31 protein-coding genes are annotated in these 25,619 nt (G+C 40.4%); 23 read left to right on the forward strand and 8 right to left on the reverse strand.

The genetic code is table 11. The features are described from left to right. The first annotated feature begins 126 nt into the window (after positions 1-126). Positions 127-1,263, forward strand: a complete 1,137-nt coding sequence (dnaJ, locus tag B7721_RS03150; RefSeq protein WP_084877466.1) for a molecular chaperone DnaJ — start codon at positions 127-129, stop codon at positions 1,261-1,263. Between the two features lie 79 nt (positions 1,264-1,342). Here the strand turns inward: dnaJ and B7721_RS03155 are convergent, their stop codons facing one another. The 3 genes from B7721_RS03155 to B7721_RS03165 all read right to left on the reverse strand — a co-directional run bounded on the left by B7721_RS03155 (position 1,343) and on the right by B7721_RS03165 (position 2,774). Then, on the reverse strand, positions 1,343-1,996 hold the full coding sequence (locus B7721_RS03155; protein ID WP_239823793.1) for a hypothetical protein: 654 nt from the start codon (positions 1,994-1,996) through the stop codon (positions 1,343-1,345). A 70-nt stretch (positions 1,997-2,066) separates the two neighbouring features. After that, entirely contained in the window at positions 2,067-2,354 is a 288-nt protein-coding gene (locus B7721_RS03160) for a hypothetical protein (protein ID WP_084877469.1), read from the reverse strand. A 9-nt stretch (positions 2,355-2,363) separates the two neighbouring features. Then, the gene (locus tag B7721_RS03165; RefSeq protein ID WP_084877470.1) at positions 2,364-2,774 is read right to left on the reverse strand and encodes an HIT family protein; all 411 of its coding nucleotides are present in this window, start codon (positions 2,772-2,774) and stop codon (positions 2,364-2,366) included. Positions 2,775-2,841: 67 nt separating this feature from the next. Here B7721_RS03165 and B7721_RS03170 point away from each other — a divergent pair, with 67 nt between their 5' ends. Further along, entirely contained in the window at positions 2,842-3,573 is a 732-nt protein-coding gene (locus tag B7721_RS03170; RefSeq protein ID WP_084877472.1) for an ABC transporter ATP-binding protein, read from the forward strand. Continuing rightward, complete coding sequence (locus B7721_RS03175) at positions 3,570-4,619, forward strand: ABC transporter permease (RefSeq protein WP_084877473.1); 1,050 nt, start codon at positions 3,570-3,572, stop codon at positions 4,617-4,619. Before B7721_RS03170 ends, B7721_RS03175 begins: the two co-directional genes overlap by 4 nt. A 62-nt stretch (positions 4,620-4,681) precedes the next feature. Here the strand turns inward: B7721_RS03175 and B7721_RS03180 are convergent, their stop codons facing one another. Next, on the reverse strand, positions 4,682-5,011 hold the full coding sequence (locus tag B7721_RS03180; RefSeq protein ID WP_084877475.1) for a helicase BlpT: 330 nt from the start codon (positions 5,009-5,011) through the stop codon (positions 4,682-4,684). Between the two features lie 278 nt (positions 5,012-5,289). Here B7721_RS03180 and B7721_RS03185 point away from each other — a divergent pair, with 278 nt between their 5' ends. From B7721_RS03185 to B7721_RS03195, 3 genes are read left to right on the forward strand one after another with little or no spacing between them, the layout of a single operon-like run. Beyond that, a complete protein-coding gene (locus B7721_RS03185) occupies positions 5,290-5,628 on the forward strand; it encodes a LytTR family DNA-binding domain-containing protein (protein WP_084877476.1) in 339 nt (112 codons plus the stop codon). A gap of 4 nt (positions 5,629-5,632) precedes the next feature. Then, entirely contained in the window at positions 5,633-6,370 is a 738-nt protein-coding gene (locus B7721_RS03190) for a response regulator transcription factor (protein ID WP_084877478.1), read from the forward strand. Positions 6,371-6,383: 13 nt separating this feature from the next. Continuing rightward, positions 6,384-7,724, forward strand: coding sequence for a sensor histidine kinase (locus B7721_RS03195; protein WP_084877479.1), 1,341 nt, complete (start codon positions 6,384-6,386; stop codon positions 7,722-7,724). 43 nt (positions 7,725-7,767) lie between these two features. On the opposite strand, the gene blpC is transcribed toward B7721_RS03195, so the two are convergent. The 3 genes from blpC to blpA are packed head-to-tail and all read right to left on the reverse strand — an operon-like array spanning position 7,768 to position 11,505. Continuing rightward, positions 7,768-7,923: a quorum-sensing system pheromone BlpC gene (gene blpC / locus B7721_RS03200; RefSeq protein WP_084877481.1), complete on the reverse strand. Its 156-nt coding sequence runs from the start codon at positions 7,921-7,923 to the stop codon at positions 7,768-7,770. A 56-nt stretch (positions 7,924-7,979) separates the two neighbouring features. Further along, positions 7,980-9,341: a peptide export ABC transport accessory protein BlpB gene (blpB, locus tag B7721_RS03205; RefSeq protein WP_084877482.1), complete on the reverse strand. Its 1,362-nt coding sequence runs from the start codon at positions 9,339-9,341 to the stop codon at positions 7,980-7,982. Between the two features lie 10 nt (positions 9,342-9,351). Then, entirely contained in the window at positions 9,352-11,505 is a 2,154-nt protein-coding gene (gene blpA, locus B7721_RS03210; RefSeq protein WP_084877484.1) for a peptide cleavage/export ABC transporter BlpA, read from the reverse strand. A gap of 281 nt (positions 11,506-11,786) precedes the next feature. Between blpA and B7721_RS03215 the strand changes: the two genes are divergently transcribed. From B7721_RS03215 to B7721_RS03300, 17 genes are all read left to right on the forward strand, one after another. Next, positions 11,787-11,990, forward strand: coding sequence for a Blp family class II bacteriocin (locus B7721_RS03215; RefSeq protein ID WP_038804512.1), 204 nt, complete (start codon positions 11,787-11,789; stop codon positions 11,988-11,990). A gap of 313 nt (positions 11,991-12,303) precedes the next feature. Then, a complete protein-coding gene (locus B7721_RS03220; protein WP_038804511.1) occupies positions 12,304-12,507 on the forward strand; it encodes a hypothetical protein in 204 nt (67 codons plus the stop codon). Positions 12,508-13,234: 727 nt separating this feature from the next. Continuing rightward, positions 13,235-13,639 (forward strand): immunity protein, encoded by a 405-nt coding sequence (locus B7721_RS03230; protein ID WP_084877488.1) that lies wholly within the window; start codon positions 13,235-13,237, stop codon positions 13,637-13,639. Between the two features lie 159 nt (positions 13,640-13,798). Further along, positions 13,799-14,767 carry a thioredoxin domain-containing protein gene (locus B7721_RS03235; protein ID WP_084877489.1) on the forward strand — a complete coding sequence of 323 codons (969 nt, stop codon included), beginning with the start codon at positions 13,799-13,801 and terminating at the stop codon, positions 14,765-14,767. Between the two features lie 52 nt (positions 14,768-14,819). Beyond that, positions 14,820-15,431: a CPBP family intramembrane glutamic endopeptidase gene (locus tag B7721_RS03240; protein ID WP_084877490.1), complete on the forward strand. Its 612-nt coding sequence runs from the start codon at positions 14,820-14,822 to the stop codon at positions 15,429-15,431. 162 nt (positions 15,432-15,593) lie between these two features. Beyond that, positions 15,594-16,388, forward strand: a complete 795-nt coding sequence (ccrZ, locus tag B7721_RS03245) for a cell cycle regulator CcrZ (protein ID WP_084877491.1) — start codon at positions 15,594-15,596, stop codon at positions 16,386-16,388. Continuing rightward, positions 16,385-17,020: a tRNA (guanosine(46)-N7)-methyltransferase TrmB gene (gene trmB, locus B7721_RS03250; protein ID WP_001266088.1), complete on the forward strand. Its 636-nt coding sequence runs from the start codon at positions 16,385-16,387 to the stop codon at positions 17,018-17,020. Before ccrZ ends, trmB begins: the two co-directional genes overlap by 4 nt. 126 nt (positions 17,021-17,146) lie before the next feature. Next, positions 17,147-17,626, forward strand: a complete 480-nt coding sequence (gene rimP, locus B7721_RS03255; RefSeq protein WP_084877493.1) for a ribosome maturation factor RimP — start codon at positions 17,147-17,149, stop codon at positions 17,624-17,626. A gap of 42 nt (positions 17,627-17,668) precedes the next feature. After that, complete coding sequence (nusA, locus tag B7721_RS03260; protein WP_084877494.1) at positions 17,669-18,805, forward strand: transcription termination factor NusA; 1,137 nt, start codon at positions 17,669-17,671, stop codon at positions 18,803-18,805. A gap of 21 nt (positions 18,806-18,826) precedes the next feature. Further along, entirely contained in the window at positions 18,827-19,120 is a 294-nt protein-coding gene (gene rnpM, locus B7721_RS03265) for an RNase P modulator RnpM (protein ID WP_000857560.1), read from the forward strand. Continuing rightward, on the forward strand, positions 19,113-19,412 hold the full coding sequence (locus B7721_RS03270; protein WP_084877495.1) for a YlxQ-related RNA-binding protein: 300 nt from the start codon (positions 19,113-19,115) through the stop codon (positions 19,410-19,412). The genes rnpM and B7721_RS03270 overlap by 8 nt, the downstream gene beginning before the upstream one ends. A gap of 16 nt (positions 19,413-19,428) precedes the next feature. After that, complete coding sequence (gene infB, locus B7721_RS03275; RefSeq protein WP_084877496.1) at positions 19,429-22,212, forward strand: translation initiation factor IF-2; 2,784 nt, start codon at positions 19,429-19,431, stop codon at positions 22,210-22,212. 166 nt (positions 22,213-22,378) lie between these two features. Beyond that, positions 22,379-22,729, forward strand: a complete 351-nt coding sequence (rbfA, locus tag B7721_RS03280) for a 30S ribosome-binding factor RbfA (protein WP_001273601.1) — start codon at positions 22,379-22,381, stop codon at positions 22,727-22,729. A gap of 215 nt (positions 22,730-22,944) precedes the next feature. Continuing rightward, entirely contained in the window at positions 22,945-23,127 is a 183-nt protein-coding gene (locus tag B7721_RS03285) for a hypothetical protein (protein WP_084877498.1), read from the forward strand. Positions 23,128-23,341: 214 nt separating this feature from the next. Beyond that, a complete protein-coding gene (locus tag B7721_RS03290; protein WP_000368739.1) occupies positions 23,342-23,575 on the forward strand; it encodes a DUF1858 domain-containing protein in 234 nt (77 codons plus the stop codon). Beyond that, positions 23,575-24,909, forward strand: coding sequence for a DUF438 domain-containing protein (locus B7721_RS03295; RefSeq protein ID WP_084877499.1), 1,335 nt, complete (start codon positions 23,575-23,577; stop codon positions 24,907-24,909). Before B7721_RS03290 ends, B7721_RS03295 begins: the two co-directional genes overlap by 1 nt. Positions 24,910-24,918: 9 nt before the next feature. Then, a complete protein-coding gene (locus B7721_RS03300; protein WP_000119707.1) occupies positions 24,919-25,173 on the forward strand; it encodes a DUF1912 family protein in 255 nt (84 codons plus the stop codon). A 42-nt stretch (positions 25,174-25,215) separates the two neighbouring features. On the opposite strand, the gene B7721_RS03305 is transcribed toward B7721_RS03300, so the two are convergent. Next, the gene (locus tag B7721_RS03305; RefSeq protein ID WP_084852247.1) at positions 25,216-25,521 is read right to left on the reverse strand and encodes a DUF898 family protein; all 306 of its coding nucleotides are present in this window, start codon (positions 25,519-25,521) and stop codon (positions 25,216-25,218) included. Positions 25,522-25,619 lie beyond the last annotated feature (98 nt).

Raw genomic sequence — 25,619 nt, forward strand, 5'->3', positions numbered from 1 at the left:
GTGTTCAGGGAATTGAACACGGGCTACGGACTGTGCCAAAAAGATAGTTTTTTCTAGGACGTAAGTGTTTGTCGTCAAAACTCCTATTTTGGCTGTGTCCGTTTGACGCCCTTTGTATCTTGAATTATGAACAATACTGAATTTTATGATCGTCTGGGGGTGTCAAAAAACGCTTCGTCAGACGAGATCAAAAAGGCTTATCGTAAGCTTTCCAAAAAATACCACCCAGATATCAACAAGGAGCCTGGCGCTGAGGAAAAATACAAGGAAGTTCAAGAAGCCTATGAGACTTTAAGTGACGACCAAAAACGTGCAGCCTACGACCAGTATGGTGCTGCAGGTGCCAACGGTGGCTTTGGTGGTGCTGGCGGTTTTGGTGGTTTTGACGGAGCAGGTGGCTTCGGTGGTTTTGAAGATATCTTCTCAAGTTTTTTCGGGGGGGGCGGAGCTTCACGCAATCCAAACGCTCCTCGTCAAGGGGATGACCTCCAGTATCGTATGAACTTGACCTTTGAAGAAGCTATCTTCGGAACGGAAAAAGAAGTTAAGTACAACCGTGAAGCTAGCTGTCGTACATGTAATGGATCTGGTGCTAAACCAGGAACAAGTCCAGTCACTTGTGGACGCTGTCATGGTGCTGGTGTCATTAATGTCGATACGCAGACTCCTCTTGGTATGATGCGCCGTCAAGTAACCTGTGATGTCTGTCATGGTCGTGGAAAAGAAATCAAAGATCCATGTACAACTTGTCACGGAACAGGTCATGAAAAACAAGCTCATAGCGTACATGTAAAAATCCCTGCTGGTGTGGAAACAGGCCAACAAATCCGCCTCGCTGGTCAAGGTGAAGCAGGCTTTAACGGTGGACCTTACGGGGACTTGTACGTGGTGGTTTCTGTTGAAGCCAGTGATAAATTTGAACGTGAAGGAACAACTATTTTCTACAAGTTAAATCTCAATATTGTCCAAGCAACTCTTGGAGATACTGTGGAAATTCCAACTGTTCATGGAGATGTTGAATTGGTTATCCCAGAAGGAACTCAGACTGGCAAGAAATTCCGTCTACGTGGCAAGGGAGCACCGAGCCTTCGTGGCGGTGCCGTTGGTGACCAATACGTTACTGTCAATGTCGTGACTCCGACAGGTTTGAATGACCGCCAAAAAGCAGCGCTTAAAGAATTCGCGGCTGCAGGTGACTTGAAAGTCAATCCAAAGAAAAAAGGCTTCTTTGACCATATTAAAGATGCCTTTGAAGGAGAATAAAGTAAAAAGAGCCGGCGGGCTCTTTTTTTGTATAATCTTGGGAAATTTAGTATCGAGAAATCATTCTCCAGTTAGTCTACTATTTATACTTTTGAGTGAGCAAGCCAGCTGCATCCATCTCCTGAATGAGTTGCTTAAGTTCCGCTTCTTTACCAGGTTTCACAGTGACAGTATCGATATGTTTGATCGCCGAGTTATCCTGAATATCCACTAAAGTCAAAGCTTTTTCATAGAATACAATTCCCTTTTTAAGACTTTCCTGATCATTCCAAAAGAGAATTGAGTAATTAGGGTTAAATGTCTTTCCGATTTCTTGGAGATACTTCTCGCTTTCTGTCTCGAAAAATTGTATTAAACCATGATTGAACAAGTTAACCCCTACTTTATAGTAGGAAATCTCTCCTGTCTGGAGGACATAGACTTCGAGTCGGTTTTTGGTGAGTTTTGGACTTTCTTTTAGGACGGGGTGGCTATTGATGACCTCGTCTGAGAAAGTAACATAAAAATGTAAGCCTCCACCCTCAAATTGATACCTTCCATTTGATTCTACTTTCTCAGGAGGCATGTCAAGAGAGATAAAGATTTGTTTTAAGGCTTCATTCCCCTCACGGATGTCACTCGGTGAAGCCTTGAAAAGATTGGCCACTAGTAGAAATGCTAGGGCTGCAAGCAGGCAGAGGCAGCCGCAAGGGATCGCGATGACCTTCGCTAGAACTTTTACAAACTGTTTCATTCTCATTCCCTCCCTTTTCTGTTCGAATCTAGTAACCCAAAATGGATTTAAGGAAAGTTGTTGTCTCTTTTTACTTATCCTCAAGCTCCTGTGTTTCTTTTATCACAGCTAGTCTGGTTTGGAAATCTTTTTCTAAAACTTTGAACTTGTAGGTCAAGTCTTTTTGGTATTCCTTGATGAGGGATTTTTGTTGGTCAATGATTTGTAGGCTGTTTTGGATGATATCCAAATCATCCTTGATAGCTTGGACGCGGTCAGTTGTATCTAGCATTTCATCCTGAATGGCTTGGCGGTTTTTCACGACAAAATAACTTCCAGCTGCAGCTCCTGCAAATAGCAATAGATTGGATAGTTTCATGGCATCTCCTTAAGCGTTTTTAATGGTTTCAGCGACTTGGGCAAGTTTGTCAAAGTCAGGTTCGTGGGCGATAAAGTCAATCTTGAGGTCATCTTCTGCACCGTAGCGAGGTACGAGATGCACGTGAGTATGAAAGACTGTTTGACCAGCAACTTCCTCACAGTTGGCGACGATGTTCATACCAGCAGCTTTGGTAGCTTTCATAACTTTTTGAGCTACCAGTGGTACTTGGGCAAAGAGTTGGCTGGCACTTGGGGCATCCATCTCCAAAAGATTACGATAGTGCTCTTTGGGTACAATGAGGGTGTGTCCAGGCGTTACTTGAGAGATATCAAGAAAGGCAAGAACCTGCTCATCCTCGTATACTTTTGAAGCAGGAATTTCCCCTGCGATGATCTTACAAAAAATGCAATCTGACATAAAATCCACCTCTACTGTATTGAATTTTGATATAATATAGCTACATTATACCAGATTCGGAGAAAATATGTTAGAAATTAAAAACCTGACAGGAGGCTATGTTCACGTTCCTGTCTTGAAAGATGTGTCCTTTACAGTTGAAAGTGGGCAGTTGGTCGGTTTGATTGGTCTCAACGGTGCTGGGAAATCAACGACTATCAATGAGATTATCGGTCTTTTGACGCCTTACAGTGGGGAAATCAAGATTAATGGTTTGACCCTGCGAGAAGATGCGACTAGCTATCGCAAACAGATTGGCTATATCCCAGAAACGCCTAGCTTGTATGAGGAATTGACTCTTAGAGAGCATATCGAGACGGTTGCCATGGCCTATGGTATTGAGCAAAATGTGGCTTTTGATCGTGTGGAACCTTTGTTAAAAATGTTTCGTTTGGACCAAAAATTGGACTGGTTTCCAGTGCATTTTTCCAAAGGAATGAAGCAGAAGGTCATGATTATCTGTGCTTTTGTGGTGGATCCGAGCCTCTTTATCGTTGATGAGCCTTTCCTTGGGCTCGATCCGCTGGCCATTTCTGACTTGATTCAGCTTCTAGAAGTAGAAAAGCAAAAAGGCAAGTCCATTCTCATGAGTACCCACGTGCTGGATTCGGCGGAGAAGATGTGTGATGCCTTTGTCATTCTCCACAAGGGGGAGGTGCGAGCTCAGGGGAACCTCCAGCAACTCCGCGAAGCCTTTGACATGCCTGAAGCGAGTTTGAATGATATTTACTTGGCTCTGACCAAAGAGGAGGAGCTATGAAAGACTTGTTTTTAAAGCGAAAGCAGGCTTTTCGTAAGGAGTGTGTCGGTTATCTGCGCTATGTTCTCAATGACCACTTTGTCTTGTTCCTGCTAGTTCTCATCGGTTTTCTAGCTTACCAGTACAGTCAACTTCTGCAACATTTTCCTGAAAACCACTGGCCTATCCTCTTGTTTTTGGGGATTGTATCTGCCTTGCTTTTGGCTTGGGGAGGAATCGCGACCTATATGGAAGGACCTGACAAGCTCTTTCTCTTAGTCAGTGAAGAGGAGGTTAAGTCTCACCTCAAAGGGCAGACAGTGCGCTCACTGGTCTTTTGGCTCTTGGTCCAAACCCTTTTCTTGCTTTTGTTTGTACCCTTGTTTTTAGCCATGGGCTATGGCTTGCCAGTTTTTTTCATCTATGTGGTTTTATTGGGAGTTGGAAAATATCTCCTCTTTCGCCAAAAAGCCAGTAAATTTCTTACTGAGACTGGAATCGACTGGGACTATGTGATCTCCCAAGAAAGCAAGCGCAAGCAAGTTTTGCTTCGTTTCTTTGCTCTCTTTACGCAGGTTAAGGGCGTTTCAAATAGTGTCAAACGTCGCACTTATCTGGATTTTATCCTAAAGACTGTTCAGAAGGCACCTGGGAAAATTTGGCAAAATCTCTATCTTCGTTCTTACTTGCGAAATGGCGACCTCTTTGCCCTCAGTCTCCGCCTCCTCTTCCTATCCTTGTTAGCTCTAGTCTTTATCGAGCAAGCTTGGATTGCGACAGCAGTGGTAGTTCTATTTAACTACCTCTTGCTTTTCCAGTTGCTGGCCCTTTATCACGCCTTTGATTATCAATACTTGACCCAGCTTTTCCCACTAGACAAGGGACAAAAGGAAAGAGGGTTGCAGGCTATAGTCAGAGGATTGACCAGTTTCGTCTTGATAGTGGAATTAGTCGTCGGCCTTGTGACTTTCCAAGAAAAACAGGCCCTCCTAGCCTTGCTGGGTGCTGGTTTAGTTTTACAAGTCTTGTACCTGCCTTATCAGGTGAAACGTCAGATGCAGGACTAAAACGTACTTATATGACACTAAAAAAGAAGTTGAGTTCAGTCTGTCTCAGCTTCTTTTATTTTCTACAAGATAATAGTTGGTCCGTAGAGACTTAGCTTGGTTTTGACTTGGTCAAAGTGGAAACGGTCATAGGCCCGCCAAGCGGCGCGAGTAGGAGCATCTGGATCAAGAGCACTGAGGCCCATGAGAAGACTGGAAGTCTGGTAAAATTTTTCCAACTCAATCAAGAATCGATTATCCACTATCTCAGCTTTAGAGAGAAAGAGAAGAATAGAGTTTAATTGCTCCTGAAAGCGAACGTCGTCAGCTGTTGCCTGTTTGCAGACTTGGTAAGCTTTATTTAAGTCAGTAATCAAAGTCTGAGCTCTTTTGATAGGGTCTGTATCCGTCATGAGAATTTCTCCTTTGTGATGGTTCTAAAGTTATTTCAAGTGATTGTCTTTCTATAATCATAGCTTATCACTTTTAACTCATTTTTTACCTTCAAATCTTTAATTGTCATTGAAATTTCCTGAATGGTAATTGCAGGATTTTATGATAAAATAATTGTAAGATTATCATAGATATTTTGCGAATGATTCGACACTTTAGGAATTTTTAAGAACCGTTTAGGATTTGGTGAAAAATAGTTTCTAGACTTATGCTATCCTCTTTTTAGGAGGTTTTATCCATGAACTACATTATCATCCAAAAAGAGAAAGAGATTTTCAAATTAAACATAAAGGATATCTACTATATCCAAACGCATCCAAGTAAAGCCCATACCGTGCAGATTGTTACAGAAGACGCTAGCTTTGATCTGTTTCAAAATTTAAGCAATCTTGAGAAACAATATGGGGAAACCTTAACGAGATGTCATCGAAATTGTCTGGTCAACCTTGAACGGCTAAAATCCATGGATATCCAAAGAAAGACTCTTTTTCTTGGAGAAGAAGGTCAATATGCTGTCAAGTATGCCAGACGTCGCTATAGAGAAATTCGTCAAAAATGGTTGAAAGAGGGAGAGTAAGAAGATGAGAATATTTGTTTTAGAAGATGACTTTTCCCAACAAGCTAGAATTGAAACGACGATTGAGAAACTTTTGAAAAAACAGAGTATCATTCCTAGTTCTTTTGAAGTCTTTGGGAAACCAGACCAACTGCTGGCAGAGGTGCATGAGAAGGGGGCGCATCAGCTATTCTTTTTGGACATTGAGATTCGAAACGAAGAGATGAAGGGGCTAGAGGTGGCTAGAAAGATTCGGGATCGAGATCCTTATGCCCTGATTGTCTTTGTGACAACTCACTCAGAGTTTATGCCCCTGTCCTTTCGCTACCAAGTGTCAGCTTTGGACTACATTGATAAGGCCCTTTCGGCAGAGGAGTTTGAGTCTCGTATTGAGACAGCTCTTCTCTATGCCGATAGTCAAGACAGCAAAAGCCTGGCGGAAGATTGCTTTTACTTTAAATCAAAATTTGCTCAATTTCAGTATCCTTTTAAAGAGGTTTACTATCTCGAAACGTCCCCAAGACCCCATCGTGTTATTCTCTATACCAAGACGGATAGGCTGGAATTTACGGCGAGTCTAGAGGAGGTTCTCAAGCAGGAGCCTCATCTCTTGCAGTGTCATCGTTCTTTTCTCATCAATCCAGCCAATGTAGTGCATTTGGATAAGAAAGAAAAACTGCTTTACTTTCCTAATGGTGGAAGCTGTCTAATCGCGCGTTATAAGATCAGGGAAGTGTCTGAGGCTATCAATAACTTACACTGAGCTAGGAGAATTTATGAATATTGCTTGGATATTATTGTATACACTTATTACTAATGGGCTAGAAATTGTCATTTTCTTTAAGGTGGATGGAATTAATCTTACTTTCGAGAGGATTTTTAAGGCTTTTCTTTTTAAGATACTGTTGGCCTTTGTTTTTGTAATGATTAGCTATATAGTAGGAAATGCTTACCTATCTTATTTTATGGAACCCTTGTACGGCATAGGCTTGTCTTTCTTATTGTTAAGAGGGCTTCCTAAAAAACTCCTTTTCTTTTATGGTCTCTTTCCAATGATATTGGTGAATCTCTTTTATAGGGGAGTCTCCTATTTTGTGCTTCCATTTTTGGGACAAGGGCAAGTATATGATGACTACTCATTTACTGGGTTATGTATAATAATTTTCAATTTCTTCATTTCTCTAGTATTTTTAAAATGGTTAGACTATGATTTTACTAGTTTGAGAAGGGAGATTCTAGATAAAGATTTTCAAAAGTCCCTGATTAAGATTAACTGGATAATGGGGGCCTACTATCTAGTCATGGAAAGTCTGTCTTTTTTTGAATATGAACAAAGTATTCAATCAACGACTGTTCGCCATCTGATTCTGGTGTTTTACTTGCTCTTTTTTATGGGGGTTGTCAAGAAATTGGATACCTACTTGAAGGAAAAACTTCAGGAAAAACTGAACCAAGAGCAGACCTTGCGCTATAGAGACATGGAGAGGTATAGTCTGCATATAGAGGAGCTTTATAAGGAAGTTCGGAGCTTTCGTCATGATTACACCAACCTCTTGACCAGCTTACGCCTAGGTATTGAAGAGGAGGATATGGGGCAGATAAAAGAGGTCTATGACTCCGTCTTGAAGGATTCCAGTGAAAAATTGCAGGATAATAAATATGACCTGGGCCGATTGGTGAATATTCGTGACCGTTCCCTCAAAAGTCTCCTCGCAGGAAAATTTCTAAAATCCAGAGAAAAGGATATTGTCTTTAATATCGAAGTTCCTGAGGAGATTCAAGTTGAGGGGATGAGTCTGCTTGATTTTTTAACCATCGTATCTATCCTTTGTGACAATGCTATTGAAGCTAGTGCAGAGGTCAGTCAACCTCACGTTTCAATTGCCTTTTTTAAAAATGGGGCACAGGAGACCTTCATCATTGAAAACTCCATCAAAGAAGAGGGGATAGATGTTTCTGAAATCTACTCTTTTGGGGTTAGTTCTAAAGGGGAGGGCCGAGGTGTTGGTCTCTATACCGTCATGAAGATTGTGGAAAGTTATCCCAATGTCAGTCTCAATACCACCTGTCAAGATCAAGTCTTTCGTCAGGTACTTACTATGATACATACAGAATGATGAAAAATAAGACCGAGAGTGCTTGTTTCTCGGTCTTATTTTTTTATAGTTGTATTGGCTGATGAAGTCCTTGTGCGATGTAATGAGCATATCTATTAATGTTATATAATAAATCTTCCCACAACCCTCCACCTGTAATCTGGTTGAGTTCAGTAGCTGTTAGTTCCTGGAATGAAGTTAGGTTTTGATTCTTATCCATGTTATGATTCTCCTGTTTTATAAGATAATAAATAGTTATAGAGTGTTATCTGAAAATTAATCAGAATGTGTTAAAATTTTATCTTTGAAATAATCAAAATATGTTTTCTTTGCAGTTACACTAGTGACGCGACCTTGTAAGCCATATTGGATGAGCTTACTATCCTCATTAGATAGTTTTGCAAGAGCGGTTAATTTAAAGAGATTTCCTTGCTCTGTTCTGGTAGGAGTTTGATCAATGCTCTGAAGTTGGCCAATGATGGTAATACCGTGATTTCCAATCTTCTCAAGTTTTAATCTTACAGTTTGTCCTTTATCTAGTAAGGGGAGATAGTCAGATGATACGTAGTAAGTGATTAGTACTTCTCTTGTATCTGTGATGACAGGGAATATTTGAGCAATTTCTGTACCAGTCGGAATTCTATTTTTACCTTCAAATTCGCTGTTCAGATGAATGATACCTTTACTTGGAGCAGTTAAGGTATTGTTTTCCAAGCGCTGTGTCGCTTGATCTAGTTGTACTTTTAATTCTGTTAATTGATTCTCCACGGTTAGTTGTTGCTGAGAAGCTGTCTGTAAAAACTGAGTGCGGAGTACTTCAATTTTGGTTGCTAAACTATTATCATAAGTTGCTACACTTCCGATACCAGCTTGCTGAATTTTGAGGCTTGCGATAGATGATTCAAGATTTGCAATACTTTGATTGATTTGAGATAAAAATGGCTCATCTGCAGTTTCTTGTGTTTGTTCTTGAGAGGCTACAAGATAACGATTCAAAATTGACTGGTGTGGATTGCCAGTCGGTAAGCGCGCTCTTTTGTTTATGATAGCATCTCTCAGCTCTTGATATTCTCCAATTTGTTGTTGCATTTTTGTAATTTCTTGTTCAATAGCTGATGAACTGCTATTAGCAAGATTGGCTTGATTTGAAACCTCAGTATTAGTCTTTGTGATACCCAGTTCAATATCATGAGCTTGTTTAGTAAAATTCATAAAGGTATTATGGTAGCCAAACTCATCCTCACCAGAAAAAAGATCAGTCGCTTTTTCTAAGCTTTGTTTCAAAATTCCAAGTCCTTCTTTTTGCTTCTCAAGTCTTTGTAACTGAGTTTCTAAGGCAGTTTTCTGACTTTCTTCCATTGTTTCAGAGTATTTGATGAGTAAGTCGCCTTTTTCAACTACTTGATTTGCCATTAAATGATTAGCTAGGATAGGATTATCACTGGTCGACTGAATGGATGCAATGACACTTGTAGGGGTAATTTCTCCTTGTGACGTAACGGTAATTTCTTTTGTGGCAACAAGGGAGAAAATTAAGATGAAAGTAAACAGTAATGAAAGTGGTATGATCAATACTGTCGCATAATTATGGTAACGTCTCTGATAAAACTCGACGCTTCTAAAAAGATTAGGATTCATAACATTCTCCTTATTTGTTGAATAGATGATGGTAGAAGCCTTGCGCCTGCATTAACTCTTGATGACTACCAACTTCAATGATTTTCCCTTGGTCAAGAACAATGACACGGTTAGTCCGTTCGGCTATACTTAGACGATGGGCTACAAAGAGAATGGTTTTATCAGTTAGGGACATAAGATTATCTATAACCTTTTTCTCAGTCAAAACATCGAGAGCACTAGTAGCTTCATCTAGTATTAAAACAGGAGATTTAGTTAAAAGAGCACGAGCGAGGGCTATTCGTTGCTTTTGTCCTCCTGATAGACCAGCTCCATCAGAGAGCTGAGTTTGATAGCCCATAGGCATTCTTTCAATGTCTTGACGGATTTCAGCTAATTCACAAGCTTTTAGAATATCTTCTTGGCTAATCATATTATTACCACCCAAGGTTAAGTTTTCCAAGATAGAGCCATTAAAGATATAGGCTTGTTGGGGCAGGTAATTAATATGACGGCGCAAGACTTTTTTATCAATATTTTTAATATCCTGATGATTGATGGAAATATGTCCTTTGTAGGGTTCAAAGAAATTGACAATCATTTTGGCTAAAGTTGTTTTACCAGAACCACTAACTCCAACTAGGCTAACCTTATCTCCTTGTTTAATCGTGAGATTAATATCTGTTAAGGTATCTCGTCCAAAACCATACTTATAAGAAAGGTCATCAAATTCAATATCGCCCATCAAAAAATGTGAATGAACAGGGTTTTCTTGAACTTGAAATTCAGATTCGACTAAATAGACCTCGTTCAAGCGGTTATTAGCAACCTTCGCAGATTGGAGTTTAGTTTGTAGGTTGATAATATTTTCCATAGGAGTTGTAAAGTAAGAAAGAAGTGTATTAAAGGTAATCAGCTGACCGATAGAAATCTTACTCGACATGACTAATTGAGCACCAAGCCATAGGATAAAGATATTAAGAACTAACTTTGTTCCTTGCTTTAAATTAGTTTGTAAAATAGAATATTTAGTAAGTTTAAAGGATTTTTCCAAATAATCGACAAATTCACTGTCAATATTTTGGTAGCGATTTTCTTCACTTGTGAGTGACTTGATGGTTTCGATCCCGTTGATATCTTCGATAATAGCAGAACTAACCATAGAATTGCTTTGCATGACATCGTGGTTCATTTTTTCAAAAGGTTTCATAAAAGAAAAGATGATGAATATGTAAATAGGGATGGAAATAAGAGAAAGAAGAAAGAGGTTAGGATTTTGTGCCAGTAAGACACTCCCTACAAGGATCAGAATGGAAACATCAAGAAAAAGAGAGAGAATGGTAGAAGCTAAGGCATCTATAATAGAGTTAGCATCTGTGAAGCGTGAAATGATTTCTCCTGTACGACGTGTCGCAAAGAAAGACATAGGAAGTTCAAAGAGATGGCGAATATAGGCCAAAATTACATCAATGCTTAATCTCTGACTCAGAACAGTTAGGAGATAATCTCTGGAGAAGCTCATGGCTTGTTGGAGGATATAGGTGATAATTAGACCAATTGAGATAATTCCTAAAGTTGATTTCATCTGATTTGGGATGTACTCATCCAAGATTCCTTGGAGATAATAAGAACCACCGATATTGATAATAGTGACTAATAAGCTTGAGAGAACAATGTAAGCAATGAGAGATTTTTGTTTGAAAATCAGAGGGAGGAAGCTCAGTAGACCATTCTTTTTATCTTTATGGGGTTGATAGCTGGGTTTGGGAGCTAGAAAAATAGCTACTCCAGTCCATTCAGAGAAAAAGCGTTCTTTTGACATTTTGGTGATTTTTACAGAAGGATCAGGATCACCAATAATCAGATAGTCTTTCCTTGTTTGATAGACAACATAGTAATGTTGGAGTTTCCCTTCTTTGTTAACGTGAACGATAAATGGATAGGGGACATCGCTCATATCAAAGAGCGTTTTATCTGCTTGAACAGGCCTTGTTTCAAAGCCCATTTCATCAGCGGCTTTTACAATGCCAAGAGCAGTCGTCCCTTCTTTGTTGGTCTTTGCAAGTTCTCTCAAGTGAGCTAGAGAAAAATCTGAACCATAGAATTTGGCAATCGAGGCTAAGGCAGCGACACCACAGTCTCTAGCATCTATTTGAGGAACAAATGTATGTTTATAAGAAGTCATTGGCAAATCCTTTCATATAAAATATGAATTTATTATACCATGATACTAAGTTCATGTTTTATAAAATCTTGAATTGTCATTGAAACTTCCTGAATGGTAAAAAAGTGATTAGAAATTATCTTTTTTTAAAAAATTTAGAGGTGGTTTCAAATGAAAAGCTAATTCAAGACGTTTTGATGACAATTCAAGATTTGGATGAAAAACTTTAACAAACAATGATATACTAAACTTGTCAAGGTTGCAACAGGACAAAAATTAAAAATAAAAAAGGAGTATTTGTCATGAATACAAAAATGATGTCACAATTTTCTGTTATAGATAATGAAATGCTTGATAGAATAGAGGGAGGAATATTTGGGGTTGACGATGCTGTGTTTTGGACGGTAGGTGGCTATGTTGTAGGTAGAATTGTTGATACAGCAATTGGTGATTTTACGAATCAATGCCGGAAAAATCCTCATCAGTGGTTCTGTGTTCGTGTATAGATATAATAGTGTTGTATTGTATAAGAATATATATAACTTAATGACCTATGTACGGATAGAAACTGTTCTTTTGCAAACGAGTCGCTTATTCAATTATAAGTTTACGTGCTCCTAGTCACAGTTCTTGTGCTTGATGGAAAGAATGACACCTATAAAAATACGAGGTAGTGGCTGTACCACTCATTTATTCACCTATCCGTGATTTGTAGTAGTGATAGGCTTTCTCATTATTATTATAAAACAAAATAAAGAGCACAACACTTTTTCATTCTGTGTTGTGCCTTGAGTAAAACGAAAGGAATGAATTATAACAATGAAAAAAATTGATTATATTGCTTTGAATGAAGTAGAATTAGAGACAATTAGTGGTGGAGATGACTGTTTTATTGGAGATATCGGATGTATTGGCTGGGGGATTTTGAAGAGTATCGGAGGGATGATAAAACCTGGTCCATATGTTCCTCCAGTATGCATTCCAAAAAGTTCATGGAATCCTGCACCTCCAGTTCCATGTTAAAAGGTGCTTGTAAACTTCTATAAAAATTGAATAATCGACTTGTTCGGTATTTTGTTGAAACTCCGGAACTATAATATACAGGTGCTATTAAGGATTGTTTTAGCTGATTTAAATAGGTGAAAACTAAAAACTAATGGCTAGTTGAAACATTAAAAATTAACTGTTTAACCAAATCTTGCTTCAAATAATTCTTGAACAAGTCTAATAAATTAAACGAATAAGATAGGTTATTAACACAGTCTTGTTCGTTTTTTCTAATACATTATTTAATTAATACACTTATAAAATTAGAAAGCAGTAGAACTGGGAAATACTACCACAGGTTTATTATTAACTTTGTCAGTATTGTTTGAAATCTCAAAAAGTATTTTAAACTATATGTGTTTAGTTCTTTAGTTGGATTGTTGTTGAGTATAACTATTTTTGTATAGATGAAAATCTTGTTATTGTTCAAGATGTTTTGATGATCATTTATGATTTCAGTGATTCAAAATCAAAATGAGTGCTATACTAGCAGTGTAAAGGTTGTAGCTAAACTAAGATAAAGCATACATTTAGGAGTAAATCTTATGAAGAAAAAAATATTAATCATTTTAACCTTGTATCTGATCATGTCCATCTTTCTTTATCCGCTTAGGGAGAGTATTTGGTATCATCTATTTTATACCATAGCCTATCTGATTGCGGTTATGATCTATTTTGTTTTAATTAAAAAGAAAGAAAAGAAATGAAAACTTTTCTTGCTAAAAAACGGAATATCTTCCTTGCGAGATTGTTCCTATGTCAGTTGCCCTTACTTGTCTCCACTTATCTATTTCTATCTCGTCAGTTTTTAAATTTTTCCTTAGTTTTCCAATTTCTTTTAGTGGTTATTAATTTAGCTTCTATTTTGGTTACTGTTTATCTCACTAGGGAAATGAGGATAAGAGAGTTTGAAGATGATGATTTGGTTAGTCCTAGAACCAATCAACTCATGTTCATCGGCTTGACAGGCTTTATGTCTATTATTTGTCTGTATAGAGGTATCACAGCAGGAGAATCTTACCAACAAATAATCGCCTATATTGGTGTGGTTCTATGCTTGATTATCATGCTTTTGCTCATTTGGGGGTTGAAGTATTATAAAAAGTAGAGGTTAATAAAGTATAAAAGGGTAAGTGTTTTCAAAATGCTTACCTTTTTTAATGAAGTTTTTGCAATTCAAGATGTTTTGATGACCATTTAAGATTTAGATGAATTTGTAATCTTAAATAAGGTAAGATAAATATATCAAATGTAAAGGAGTATTCTTATGAAGAAACAAAAGATAAAATCACTATTACTTGTACCACTTGTATTTGCATCTATTACTACAGGTGTTGCATATGCAGAAGAACAGACTACTTCTTCCTCTATCCAGCCTAATGATAGTTCTGTTGTGGCACCAGATTTGCAATCGGGTACGGAAAATGTGGAGCGTAAACCTTCCGTTGTAACTCCCGAAGAGTATGAACAGAATGTTGCGGACTTTAAAAAGGTAGATATTGAAGCCGTTCGTCAATCTTTTACAGAGGATCAATTGGAACATACTATATATTTTGGTAGAAAAACTTGTTCTCATTGTCGTCAATTTTCTCCTGAATTGAAAGAATTTAATAACTTGATTGAAAAGAAGTTAGAGTATTATGATTTGGATGGTAAAGATTTTGACGGGGAAGCGAGAGAGTTTCTATTTAAAAAAGTCGGTATTCCAGGAACACCAACAATTTTGTATTTAAGAAACGGACATCCGATATCTGGATGGGTTGGTGGGGGAGCGACTGCACAACAGGTTTATGATTATATGTACTCTAGAAACTCACCTAAGCAAACGGAGACAGTGGCATCTTCTGAGGATACAGTAACTGGAAGTGTCCGTGATGATAAAACAGGAGAGGTGAAGAATTCAAAGGAAAATTCGACTAATAACAGTGATAACAGAGAGCCATTGAAGAATAATATTCCTCCTTCTGACACTATAACTGTTCAGTCTGAAGATTTGGTAATGATAGATAAGAAGAAGCAAGGGGAGTCATCTCAGACGATTTCTGAAAATACTGATAAGTTACAAACTCCTTTATCCGAGGTTAAGGGGAATGATTCTGTCCCCCAAACCATTCATTTGAGCAAACAATTACTACCTAATACAGGAGAGGAAGAAAGTTACAATCTATTACGTATAGCTGTTGCACTCTTGATTACTTCAGGTATGATCAAGTGGAAACAAAGAGTTCATAAATAAAAATTTTTGCATCCTTATTTTGATCGACTTTTAAAGGAGAGAGGTTGTGTTTATGACCATTTTTAATAAATGTCATGCCTTGTTTTTTGGATTTTTAGTATTTGCAATCGTTGGTGCAGCGGGGTATTCCATCAATCAAGGGGATTATTTTCAACACCAGTACACATTCATTGTTGTAAAGAGTCTCTTGCTTTTCCTTAGTTTTGGCTATGCGAAATGGTTTGACATGATTTCTTTTGGTATTCTAAGCAAGAAACAGCTCTTGCTATTCATTGGAACCTTTCTTCTTACTGTGCTAGTAAATATAGGTTATCATGCTTTTTTCTCAGTTGCTTCTGGTGCCTCGGCTCAACACCTTGAGGAAACGAGTAACGGACTTTCGCTTTCCTTTATTGTAAGTGTCACAGTTTTGGCACCTATCCAGGAGGAATTCATTTTCAGAGGAATCCTGCAAGGTGCGATTTTTGAAAATTCTCGGCTAGGGCTTGTACTGACTTCCTCTCTCTTTTCTTTTATGCATGAACCTTATGATGTGCCTTCGTTTTTCTATTATCTACTTGGGGGCTTGTTGCTGGGATTTGCTTACAAAAAGAGCCAAAACCTATGGGTTTCCACTCTAGTCCACATGTCTTACAACAATTTGCCACTTTTAACTTATTTCTAAAAATCATGAAAAGGTAAGCAGACGATGATGCTTGCCTTTTTCTTTTCATAATAATGGCTAAAGCCAATCTAGAGGCTTTTCTTTGAGAATCGGGTGTGGACTGGTTGACGAATAGACCAAAAACTAGTAGAATAGTAAGGAAACTTTATACGGAGGAAAGAAATGGACTTGGGTGATAATGAGCTAACGCTGACCCCTATCCCTGGGAAGAGCGGCAAAGCTTATATGGGAAGCTACCCTGATGGGAAGCGCGTCTTTGTAAAAATGAACACCTCTCCAATCCTACCTGGCCTAGCCAGAGAACAAATCGCTCCTCAATTACTATGGACTCGTCGTTTGCCAGATGGTAGTGATATGTGTGCTCAGGAATGGCTGACGGGCAAAATCTTGACCCCTTACGATATGAATCGCAAGCAGATTATCAATATCTTGAACCGTCTCCACCGCTCGCGTCCTTTGATGAAGCAGTTGAGCCGTTTGGGATATACCATGGAAACACCAGTTGATTTGCTACGTTCTTGGCAACATGGAGTTCCAGAAATCTTGAAGCAGAATCACTATTTGAACAGTGTGATTGCGGAGCTAGGTAAGACGGTTCCAGGTTTTAGAGAAGACCATGCAACGATTGTGCATGGGGATCTTCGCCATAGTAATTGGATTGAGACAGAGAGTGGACTCGTTTATCTAGTGGATTGGGATTCGGTTCGCCTGACGGATCGTATGTTTGATGTGGCGCATTTGCTATGCCACTACATTCCAGATTATCAGTGGCGCCAATGGTTGAGAGACTATGGCTATAAGTACAATCAGACAGTGTTAGATAAATTGTATTGGTATGGTCAGTATTCTTACTTGAACCAGATTGCCAAATACTGTGAAAATCAAGATTTAGACAATGTAAACCGGGAGATTTATGCCTTGCGCGTCTTCCGTGATAAGTATGGAAAGAAGAGATGAGAGTTAGAAATCGTAAAGGAGCGACAGAATTACTAGAGGCCAATCCCCAGTATGTTGTCCTCAATCCCTTGGAAGCTAAGGGGAAATGGCGAGACTTGTTTGGAAATGATCATCCTATTCATGTTGAAGTTGGAAGTGGGAAAGGGGCCTTCGTATCTGGAATGGCCAAGCAAAATCCTGACATCAACTACATCGGGATTGACATCCAAAAGTCGGTATTGAGTTATGCCTTGGACAAGGTGCTTGAAGTTGGAGTCCCCAATATCAAGTTGTTGTGGGTAGATGGTTCAGATTTGACCGACTACTTTGAAGACGGGGAGATTGATCGTCTCTACCTAAACTTTTCAGATCCCTGGCCTAAAAAACGCCATGAAAAACGTCGTTTGACTTACAAGAGTTTCTTGGATACCTTCAAGCGCATCTTGCCTGAGAATGGGGAAATCCATTTCAAGACAGATAACCGTGGCTTATTTGAGTACAGCCTAGTGAGCTTTTCTCAGTATGGGATGAAACTCAATGGTGTTTGGCTAGACTTGCATGCCAGTGATTTTGAAGGCAATGTCATGACAGAATATGAGCAAAAATTCTCCAGCAAAGGTCAAGTGATCTACCGAGTTGAGGCAGAATTTTAAGAAATAGCTTGAAAACCAGCTGTTTGAGTGCTAATGCTTTACATAAATTGACAAACGTGCTATACTGATAGTAAGAATATGAGAAAGAGAGGCGGGGAAATATCTTCGCCTCTTGCTTATGAGGAGGTGGACGCAATCGCAACAATCGTAGAATTAGTCAGAGAAGTTGTAGAACCTGTCATCCAAGCGCCTTTCGAGCTCGTGGATATCGAGTATGGAAAGATTGGCAGTGACATGATTCTCAGTATTTTTGTAGATAAACCCGAAGGAATTACCTTGAACGACACGGCAGACTTGACAGAAATCATTAGTCCTGTCCTAGACACCATCAAGCCCGATCCCTTCCCAGAACAATATTTCCTAGAAGTCACCAGTCCAGGCTTGGAACGTCCTTTGAAAACCAAGGATGCTGTCGCTGGAGCGGTTGGGAAATACATCCATGTCGGGCTCTACCAAGCCATTGATAAGCAAAAAGTCTTTGAAGGGACCTTAGTATCCTTTGAAGGGGATGAGTTGACTATGGAGTATATGGACAAGACACGTAAGAAAACCGTCCAAATTCCATACAGTTTAGTATCAAAAGCACGTTTAGCAGTAAAACTATAGAAAAGAAAGGATAGCTTTTGAGGATTCAAAAGTAAAAAGAACATGAGTAAAGAAATGCTAGAGGCCTTCCGCATTTTGGAAGAAGACAAGGGAATCAAAAAAGAAGACATCATCGACGCAGTAGTAGAGTCGCTTCGTTCCGCTTATCGCAGACGCTATGGTCAATCTGACAGCGTAGCCATCGACTTCAATGAAAAAACAGGTGACTTTACTGTCTATACTGTTCGTGAAGTGGTTGATGAAGTATTTGATAGCCGTTTGGAAATTAGCTTGAAAGATGCCCTTGCCATTAATTCAGCCTATGAGCTTGGTGACAAAATCAAGTTTGAAGAAGCACCAGCTGAGTTTGGTCGTGTAGCAGCCCAATCTGCTAAACAAACCATCATGGAAAAAATGCGCAAGCAAACACGTGCCATCACCTACAATACTTATAAAGAACATGAACAAGAAATCATGTCTGGTACAGTAGAACGATTTGATAACCGCTTTATCTATGTCAACCTTGGCAGCATAGAAGCCCAATTGTCAAAACAAGACCAAATCCCTGGAGAAGTCTTTGCTTCCCACGACCGTATCGAAGTCTACGTTTACAAGGTTGAAGATAACCCTCGTGGTGTCAATGTATTTGTTAGCCGTAGCCATCCAGAAATGATTAAACGCTTGATGGAGCAAGAAATTCCAGAAGTGTACGATGGAACTGTTGAAATCATGAGCGTAGCCCGTGAAGCTGGTGACCGTACGAAAGTAGCCGTTCGTAGCCACAATCCAAACGTGGACGCTATCGGGACAATCGTTGGACGTGGTGGTGCCAATATCAAGAAAATCACCAGCAAATTCCACCCAGCTCGTTACGATGCCAAGAGCGATCGTATGATTCCTGTTGAAGAAAACATCGACGTTATCGAGTGGGTAGCGGATCCAGCTGAGTTTATCTACAATGCTATCGCACCGGCAGAGGTTGACCAAGTTATCTTTGATGAAAATGACAGCAAATGTGCCTTGGTCGTTGTTCCTGATAATAAGCTTTCTCTTGCCATCGGTCGTCGTGGACAAAACGTTCGCTTGGCAGCTCACTTGACGGGTTACCGTATCGATATCAAGTCTGCCAGTGAGTTTGAAGCTATGGAAGAAGCAGGTCAAGTGGATTACGCAGCTGCGGACGAATTGATCGAAGAATAAAAGCTGCTAGAGGAGGGAAAGATGAAAACAAGAAAAATCCCTTTGCGCAAGTCTGTTGTATCCAATGAAGTGATTGATAAGCGTGATTTGCTCCGCATTGTCAAGAACAAAGAAGGACAGGTCTTTATCGATCCGACAGGCAAGGCCAATGGCCGTGGCGCTTATATCAAGCTAGACAATGCAGAAGCCCTAGAGGCAAAAAAGAAGAAAGTCTTTAACCGCAGCTTTAACATGGAAGTGGAAGAAAGCTTTTATGACGAGTTGATCGCCTATGTGGATCACAAAGTGAAAAGAAGAGAGTTAGGACTTGAATAAGCAAAAGATAAGCAATCTCTTGGGACTTGCTCAACGAGCAGGCCGGATCATATCAGGTGAGGAATTGGTGGTCAAGTCCATCCAAGATCAGAAAGCCAAGCTAGTCTTTTTAGCCAATGATGCTGGTCCCAATCTGACCAAGAAGATTCAAGATAAAAGTGACTATTATCAAGTAGAAGTTATAACCGTGTTTTCAACACTGGAATTAAGCATAGCAGTCGGAAAATCGAGAAAGGTTTTGGCTGTGACAGATGCTGGATTTACAAAGAAAATGAGGTCTCTTATGGAATAGAAGAGGAGGACATGATTTGTCTAAGAAAAGATTGTACGAAATCGCAAAAGAACTTGGAAAAGAAAGTAAAGAAGTTGTAGCGCGTGCAAAAGAGTTGGGCTTGGATGTGAAAAGCCACTCATCGAGCGTGGAAGCTACTGCTGCTGAACAAATCGCAGCTAGCTTTAAACCAGCTGCTCCGAAAGCAGAAGCAAAACCTGCGACACCAAAAGCAAGTGTAGAAAAGAAAGCGGAAAAGCCTGCATCAGCTACACCAGTAGTCGCTAAGGAAGAAAGCAAATCAGCTGCACCTGCAGCTCCTAAGGAAGAAAAAGTAGTGGCCGCAAGACCACAGAGTCGAAACTTCAAGGCGGAGCGTGAGGCGCGTGCCAAAGAGCAGGCAGAGCGACGCAAACAAAACAAGGGCAACAACCGTGACCAACAACAAAACGGCAACCGTCAGAAAAATGACGGCCGTAATGGTGGTAAACCTGGTCAAGGGAACCGCGACAATCGCCGATTCAACGACCAAGGGAAAAAACCACAAGGTCAAGGAAATCGTGGCAATGATCGCCGTCAGCAACAAGACTTCCAGCCAAAACAAGCTGGTCCACGTGTTGACTTTAAAGCCCGTGCAGCAGCCCTAAAAGCAGAGCAAAATGCAGAGTACGCACGCTCAAGCGAGGAGCGCTTCAAACAATCGCAAGCTGCCAAAGAAGCCTTGGCTCAAGCTAATAAACGCAAGGAACCAGAGGAAATCTTTGAAGAAGCTGCTAAGCTAGCTGAACAAACGCAGCCAGCAGTAACAGTGGCTCCTGTAGCGAAAGAAGCGCCAGTGGATACACGTCGTAAAAAACAAGCTCGACCAGACAAAGAACGTGATGATTATGATCACGAAGAAGATGGTCCTAGAAAACAACAAAAGAATCGAAGTAGTCAGAATCAAGTGAGAAATCAAAGAAATAGTAACTGGAATAACAACAAGAAAAATAAAAAAGGGAACAAGCAAAACAACCGTAACCAGACTCCAAAGCCTGTTACAGAGCGTAAGTTCCATGAATTGCCAACAGAATTTGAGTATACAGATGGTATGACTGTTGCGGAAATCGCAAAACGTATCAAACGTGAACCAGCTGAAATCGTTAAGAAACTCTTTATGATGGGTGTCATGGCCACACAAAACCAATCCTTGGATGGAGAAACAATTGAACTCCTCATGGTGGATTACGGTATCGAAGCCAAACAAAAGGTTGAAGTGGACAATGCGGACATCGAACGTTTCTTTGTCGAAGATGGCTATCTTAATGAAGATGAATTGGTTGAGCGTCCACCAGTTGTAACCATCATGGGACACGTTGACCATGGTAAAACAACCCTCTTGGATACCCTTCGTAACTCTCGTGTTGCGACAGGTGAAGCAGGTGGTATCACTCAGCATATCGGTGCCTACCAAATCGTGGAAAATGGCAAGAAGATCACCTTCCTTGATACACCAGGACACGCGGCCTTTACTTCTATGCGTGCGCGTGGTGCATCTGTTACCGATATTACCATCTTGGTTGTAGCGGCCGACGATGGGGTTATGCCTCAGACTATCGAAGCCATCAACCACTCAAAAGCGGCAAACGTTCCAATTATCGTGGCTATCAACAAGATTGATAAACCAGGTGCCAACCCAGAACGCGTTATCGGTGAATTGGCAGAGCATGGTGTCATGTCAACAGCTTGGGGTGGAGATTCTGAATTTGTTGAAATTTCAGCTAAATTCAACCAAAATATCGAAGAATTGTTGGAAACAGTCCTTCTTGTGGCTGAAATCCAAGAACTCAAAGCAGACCCAACAGTTCGTGCTATCGGTACTGTTATCGAAGCTCGCTTGGATAAAGGAAAAGGTGCGGTCGCAACCCTTCTTGTGCAACAAGGTACCTTGAATGTCCAAGACCCAATCGTTGTCGGAAATACCTTCGGTCGTGTCCGTGCCATGACCAATGATCTTGGTCGTCGTGTTAAGGTTGCTGGACCATCAACACCAGTATCTATCACAGGTTTGAACGAAGCACCAATGGCGGGTGACCACTTTGCTGTTTACGAAGATGAAAAATCTGCGCGTGCAGCAGGTGAAGAACGTGCGAAACGTGCTCTTATGAAGCAACGTCAAGTAACCCAACGTGTCAGCCTTGAAAACCTTTTTGATACGCTTAAAGCAGGTGAGCTCAAGTCTGTTAATGTCATCATCAAGGCCGACGTCCAAGGTTCAGTTGAAGCCCTTTCTGCCTCACTTCAAAAGATCGATGTAGAAGGTGTCAAAGTTACCATCGTTCACTCAGCGGTCGGTGCCATCAACGAATCTGATGTGACTCTTGCAGAAGCTTCAAATGCCTTTATCATCGGTTTCAACGTGCGCCCTACACCACAAGCTCGTCAACAAGCAGAAGAAGATGATGTAGAAATCCGTCTCCACAGCATTATCTACAAGGTTATCGAAGAGATGGAAGAAGCCATGAAAGGGATGCTTGACCCAGAATTTGAAGAAAAAGTCATCGGTGAGGCAGTTATCCGTGAAACCTTCAAGGTATCTAAAGTGGGAACCATCGGTGGATTCATGGTTACGAGTGGTAAAGTTACCCGTGACTCTAAAGTCCGTGTTATCCGTGACGGTGTCGTTATCTATGATGGTGAACTTGCAAGCTTGAAACACTATAAAGATGACGTCAAAGAAGTTACGAACGGCCGTGAAGGTGGTCTCATGATTGATGGCTACAATGATATCAAGATGGATGATGTGATTGAGGCATACGTCATGGAAGAAATCAAGAGATAATAGAGAAACGATAGCCAGTTTGACTCGTCGTCAACAGCGTCTTGATGAACCCTTAGTTCTATCTAAGGCTTGTTTCCTAGATTCAAATGGCTCTAGTTCCTCTATCTTCTAGAAATAGCTAGGTCTGCTGGCCTAGCTTTTGGTTCAAAGTAGAGAAAGGAATATCATGGCAAATCATTTCCGTACGGATCGTGTGGGCATGGAAATCAAGCGTGAAGTCAATGAGATTTTGCAAAAGAAAGTCCGTGATCCGCGTGTCCAAGGTGTGACCATTACAGATGTTCAGATGCTGGGTGACTTGTCTGTTGCCAAGGTTTACTACACCATTTTGAGTAACCTGGCTTCGGATAATCAAAAAGCTCAAATCGGGCTTGAAAAAGCAACTGGTACTATCAAACGTGAACTTGGTCGCAATTTGAAATTGTACAAAATCCCAGATTTAACCTTCGTCAAAGACGAATCCATTGAATATGGAAACAAGATTGACGAAATGCTACGCAATCTGGATAAGAATTAAGCAAGAGGGGACACCCTCTTTTTTGGTGGAGAAATGGCAATAAAAAATACTGGGGAATCTTTCTAGAGTAAAAAATTGTTAAAAAGCTTTATAAAACTCAGCTTGTATGATAGTATAGAAATTGGAAAGAGTGAGATGAAATGATTTCTTATCAATAACTAGCTAGTCTGGTATAGCAATCAGCTAGAAACTGCAGTTAGACGAGGGAAGGTAATATGGGGTTCATAAAAATTCTAGCCAAGACTTACGGGAATTACTTTTTTGTGATGCAAAGCGTCAAAGTTCTGAAGAACATGAAAAAAGACGACAATGCTCTAGTAGGATTCGGGAAAGTACTGCTTGCTGATAAACTGATAGATGTCGCCCAGTGGCTCGCAAAACCAGAGGATAAGGAATAACTTGAAATGAAAGAAACTAGCAGGAATTCCACTGCTAGTTTTTTAATCTCTTCCCATATGGTATAATATAAGCAGTAAAATCATTTTATACTCAATGAAAATCAAAGAGCAAACTAGGAAGCTAGCCGCAGGCTGTACTTGAGTACGGTAAGGTGGCGCTGACGTGGTTTGAATTTGATTTTTGAAGAGTATTAGAACATACACGGAGGTCGTCATGGACAATATCATAGATGTGTCAATTCCCGTTGCAGAAGTGGTGGACAAGCATCCAGAAGTCTTGGAAATCTTAGTGGAGCTGGGGTTTAAACCTCTTGCTAATCCCTTGATGCGCAACACAGTCGGTCGCAAAGTATCGCTTAAGCAGGGTTCTAAGCTTGAAGGAACTCCTATGGACAAGATTGTCCGCACGCTGGAAGCAAATGGCTACGAAGTGATTGGATTGGACTAATGGCAGATGAACGGATTCATATCCTACGGGATATTTTGTTAGAATTGCACAATGGCGCTTCTCCTGAGTCGGTTCAAGAGCGCTTTGATGCGACCTTTACAGGTGTGTCGGCCATTGAGATTTCCCTCATGGAGCACGAGCTGATGAACTCAGACTCGGGTGTCACCTTTGAAGATGTCATGGAACTCTGCGATGTCCATGCTAATCTTTTTAAAAATGCTGTTAAGGGTGTCGAAGTAGAGGATACTGAGCATCCAGGTCACCCAGTTCGAGTCTTCAAGGATGAAAATCTGGCTCTCCGTGCAGCATTGATTCGCATTCGGAGATTGTTAGATACCTATGAGTCTATGGAAGACGAGGAAATGATGGCAGAGATGCGTAAGGGTTTGGTTCGTCAAATGGGGCTTTTGGGGCAATTTGATATTCACTACCAACGCAAGGAAGAGCTCTTTTTCCCCATCATGGAGCGCTATGGTCATGATTCACCCCCTAAGGTCATGTGGGGAGTGGATGATCAGATCAGGGAACTCTTTCAGACAGCTCTAGCGACGGCTAAGGCACTACCAGAAGTTCCAATTAGCACTGTAAAGGAAACTTTTGAAGCTTTTGCGACAGAGTTTGAAAGTATGATTTTTAAGGAAGAGTCTATCCTTCTCATGATTCTTCTTGAGTCCTTCACTCAGGATGACTGGATTCAGATTGCGGAGGAGAGCGATGCCTACGGCTATGCCATCATCCGTCCGTCAGAGAAGTGGATTCCGGAAAGACAGAGTTTCGTTGAGGAAAAGAGTGCAGAGGAGCCAGTACAACTAGACACGGCAGAAGGTCAAGTTCAGCAAGTTATTGATACACCAGAAGGTCAGTTTACTATTACCTTTACCCCTAAGGAAAAGGAAGCAGTGCTGGACCGCCATAGCCAACAGGCTTTTGGCAATGGCTATCTATCAGTCGAGCAGGCCAACCTCATCCTCAATCACCTCCCTATGGAGATTACTTTTGTCAATAAAGACGATATTTTCCAGTATTACAATGACAATGCGCCAGCTGATGAGATGATTTTTAAACGGACGCCGTCCCAAGTCGGGCGCAATGTAGAGCTCTGCCATCCGCCCAAGTATCTAGACAAGGTGAAGGCCGTTATGAAAGGTCTTCGTGAAGGAGTCAAGGACAAATATGAAATGTGGTTCAAGTCAGAGTCGCGAGGCAAGTTTGTCCACATCACCTATGCTGCGGTACACGATGAAAACGGAGAATTCCAAGGCGTGCTAGAGTATGTTCAGGATATCCAGCCCTACCGAGAGATTGATACGGACTATTTTCGTGGATTAGAATAAGGAGAATCAATGAGTTACGAACAGGAATTTATGAAGGAATTTGAAGCCTGGGTCAATACCCAGATCATGATCAACGACATGGCGCACAAGGAAAGTCAAAAAGTCTACGAAGAAGACCAAGATGAGCGCGCCAAAGATGCCATGATTCGCTACGAAAGTCGCTTGGATGCCTACCAGTTCTTGCTTGGTAAATTTGAAAATTTCAAGGCAGGCAAGGGATTCCATGACTTGCCAGAAGGCTTGTTTGGTGAGCGAAACTATTAATCGTTGCAAATCAAAAAGTGCGTATGAACGCACTTTTTCTGTTTATACGTGATGTGTGTGTTTGGTAATCCATTGTTCCATTTTGATATGCAACCAGAATGAATAGATGCCCAAAGTGATGATGGTGAGCAAGAACCACTTGATCCAGTTCCCGAATAATTGAGAACCTGTTCCGTCAAAATAGAGGCGACGCCCATCGATGACAGTGTGCTTGACTTTCCAGTTTTGCATCATACAAACTGCCCAAGGCGTAGCGATTCCAATAGTAAAAACTATGATAAGCATGGCTAGGATAGCATATCCAACGTAGCTCAAAAGACCACCATCAAAGTAACTTTCGTTATTTATATTCTTCTCCTTATTAGCTTTTTACGTGAATCAATCTTGTACATTACTGCATATTTTATCAAGAAGTTGAATCATTGTCAAATTAGATTGAAAGAAAA

The organism is Streptococcus oralis subsp. oralis (assembly GCF_002096445.1).
GTDB classification, from domain to species: Bacteria; Bacillota; Bacilli; order Lactobacillales; family Streptococcaceae; genus Streptococcus; species Streptococcus oralis_N.

Coding starts and splice junctions, on each gene's coding strand:
- dnaJ (WP_084877466.1), top strand. CDS start 127: ATGAACAATACTGAATTTTATGATCGTCTGGGGGTGTCAAAAAACGCT.
- B7721_RS03155 (WP_239823793.1), bottom strand. CDS start 1,996: ATGAAACAGTTTGTAAAAGTTCTAGCGAAGGTCATCGCGATCCCTTGC.
- B7721_RS03160 (WP_084877469.1), bottom strand. CDS start 2,354: ATGAAACTATCCAATCTATTGCTATTTGCAGGAGCTGCAGCTGGAAGT.
- B7721_RS03165 (WP_084877470.1), bottom strand. CDS start 2,774: ATGTCAGATTGCATTTTTTGTAAGATCATCGCAGGGGAAATTCCTGCT.
- B7721_RS03170 (WP_084877472.1), top strand. CDS start 2,842: ATGTTAGAAATTAAAAACCTGACAGGAGGCTATGTTCACGTTCCTGTC.
- B7721_RS03175 (WP_084877473.1), top strand. CDS start 3,570: ATGAAAGACTTGTTTTTAAAGCGAAAGCAGGCTTTTCGTAAGGAGTGT.
- B7721_RS03180 (WP_084877475.1), bottom strand. CDS start 5,011: ATGACGGATACAGACCCTATCAAAAGAGCTCAGACTTTGATTACTGAC.
- B7721_RS03185 (WP_084877476.1), top strand. CDS start 5,290: ATGAACTACATTATCATCCAAAAAGAGAAAGAGATTTTCAAATTAAAC.
- B7721_RS03190 (WP_084877478.1), top strand. CDS start 5,633: ATGAGAATATTTGTTTTAGAAGATGACTTTTCCCAACAAGCTAGAATT.
- B7721_RS03195 (WP_084877479.1), top strand. CDS start 6,384: ATGAATATTGCTTGGATATTATTGTATACACTTATTACTAATGGGCTA.
- blpC (WP_084877481.1), bottom strand. CDS start 7,923: ATGGATAAGAATCAAAACCTAACTTCATTCCAGGAACTAACAGCTACT.
- blpB (WP_084877482.1), bottom strand. CDS start 9,341: ATGAATCCTAATCTTTTTAGAAGCGTCGAGTTTTATCAGAGACGTTAC.
- blpA (WP_084877484.1), bottom strand. CDS start 11,505: ATGACTTCTTATAAACATACATTTGTTCCTCAAATAGATGCTAGAGAC.
- B7721_RS03215 (WP_038804512.1), top strand. CDS start 11,787: ATGAATACAAAAATGATGTCACAATTTTCTGTTATAGATAATGAAATG.
- B7721_RS03220 (WP_038804511.1), top strand. CDS start 12,304: ATGAAAAAAATTGATTATATTGCTTTGAATGAAGTAGAATTAGAGACA.
- B7721_RS03230 (WP_084877488.1), top strand. CDS start 13,235: ATGAAAACTTTTCTTGCTAAAAAACGGAATATCTTCCTTGCGAGATTG.
- B7721_RS03235 (WP_084877489.1), top strand. CDS start 13,799: ATGAAGAAACAAAAGATAAAATCACTATTACTTGTACCACTTGTATTT.
- B7721_RS03240 (WP_084877490.1), top strand. CDS start 14,820: ATGACCATTTTTAATAAATGTCATGCCTTGTTTTTTGGATTTTTAGTA.
- ccrZ (WP_084877491.1), top strand. CDS start 15,594: ATGGACTTGGGTGATAATGAGCTAACGCTGACCCCTATCCCTGGGAAG.
- trmB (WP_001266088.1), top strand. CDS start 16,385: ATGAGAGTTAGAAATCGTAAAGGAGCGACAGAATTACTAGAGGCCAAT.
- nusA (WP_084877494.1), top strand. CDS start 17,669: ATGAGTAAAGAAATGCTAGAGGCCTTCCGCATTTTGGAAGAAGACAAG.
- rnpM (WP_000857560.1), top strand. CDS start 18,827: ATGAAAACAAGAAAAATCCCTTTGCGCAAGTCTGTTGTATCCAATGAA.
- rbfA (WP_001273601.1), top strand. CDS start 22,379: ATGGCAAATCATTTCCGTACGGATCGTGTGGGCATGGAAATCAAGCGT.
- B7721_RS03285 (WP_084877498.1), top strand. CDS start 22,945: ATGGGGTTCATAAAAATTCTAGCCAAGACTTACGGGAATTACTTTTTT.
- B7721_RS03290 (WP_000368739.1), top strand. CDS start 23,342: ATGGACAATATCATAGATGTGTCAATTCCCGTTGCAGAAGTGGTGGAC.
- B7721_RS03295 (WP_084877499.1), top strand. CDS start 23,575: ATGGCAGATGAACGGATTCATATCCTACGGGATATTTTGTTAGAATTG.
- B7721_RS03300 (WP_000119707.1), top strand. CDS start 24,919: ATGAGTTACGAACAGGAATTTATGAAGGAATTTGAAGCCTGGGTCAAT.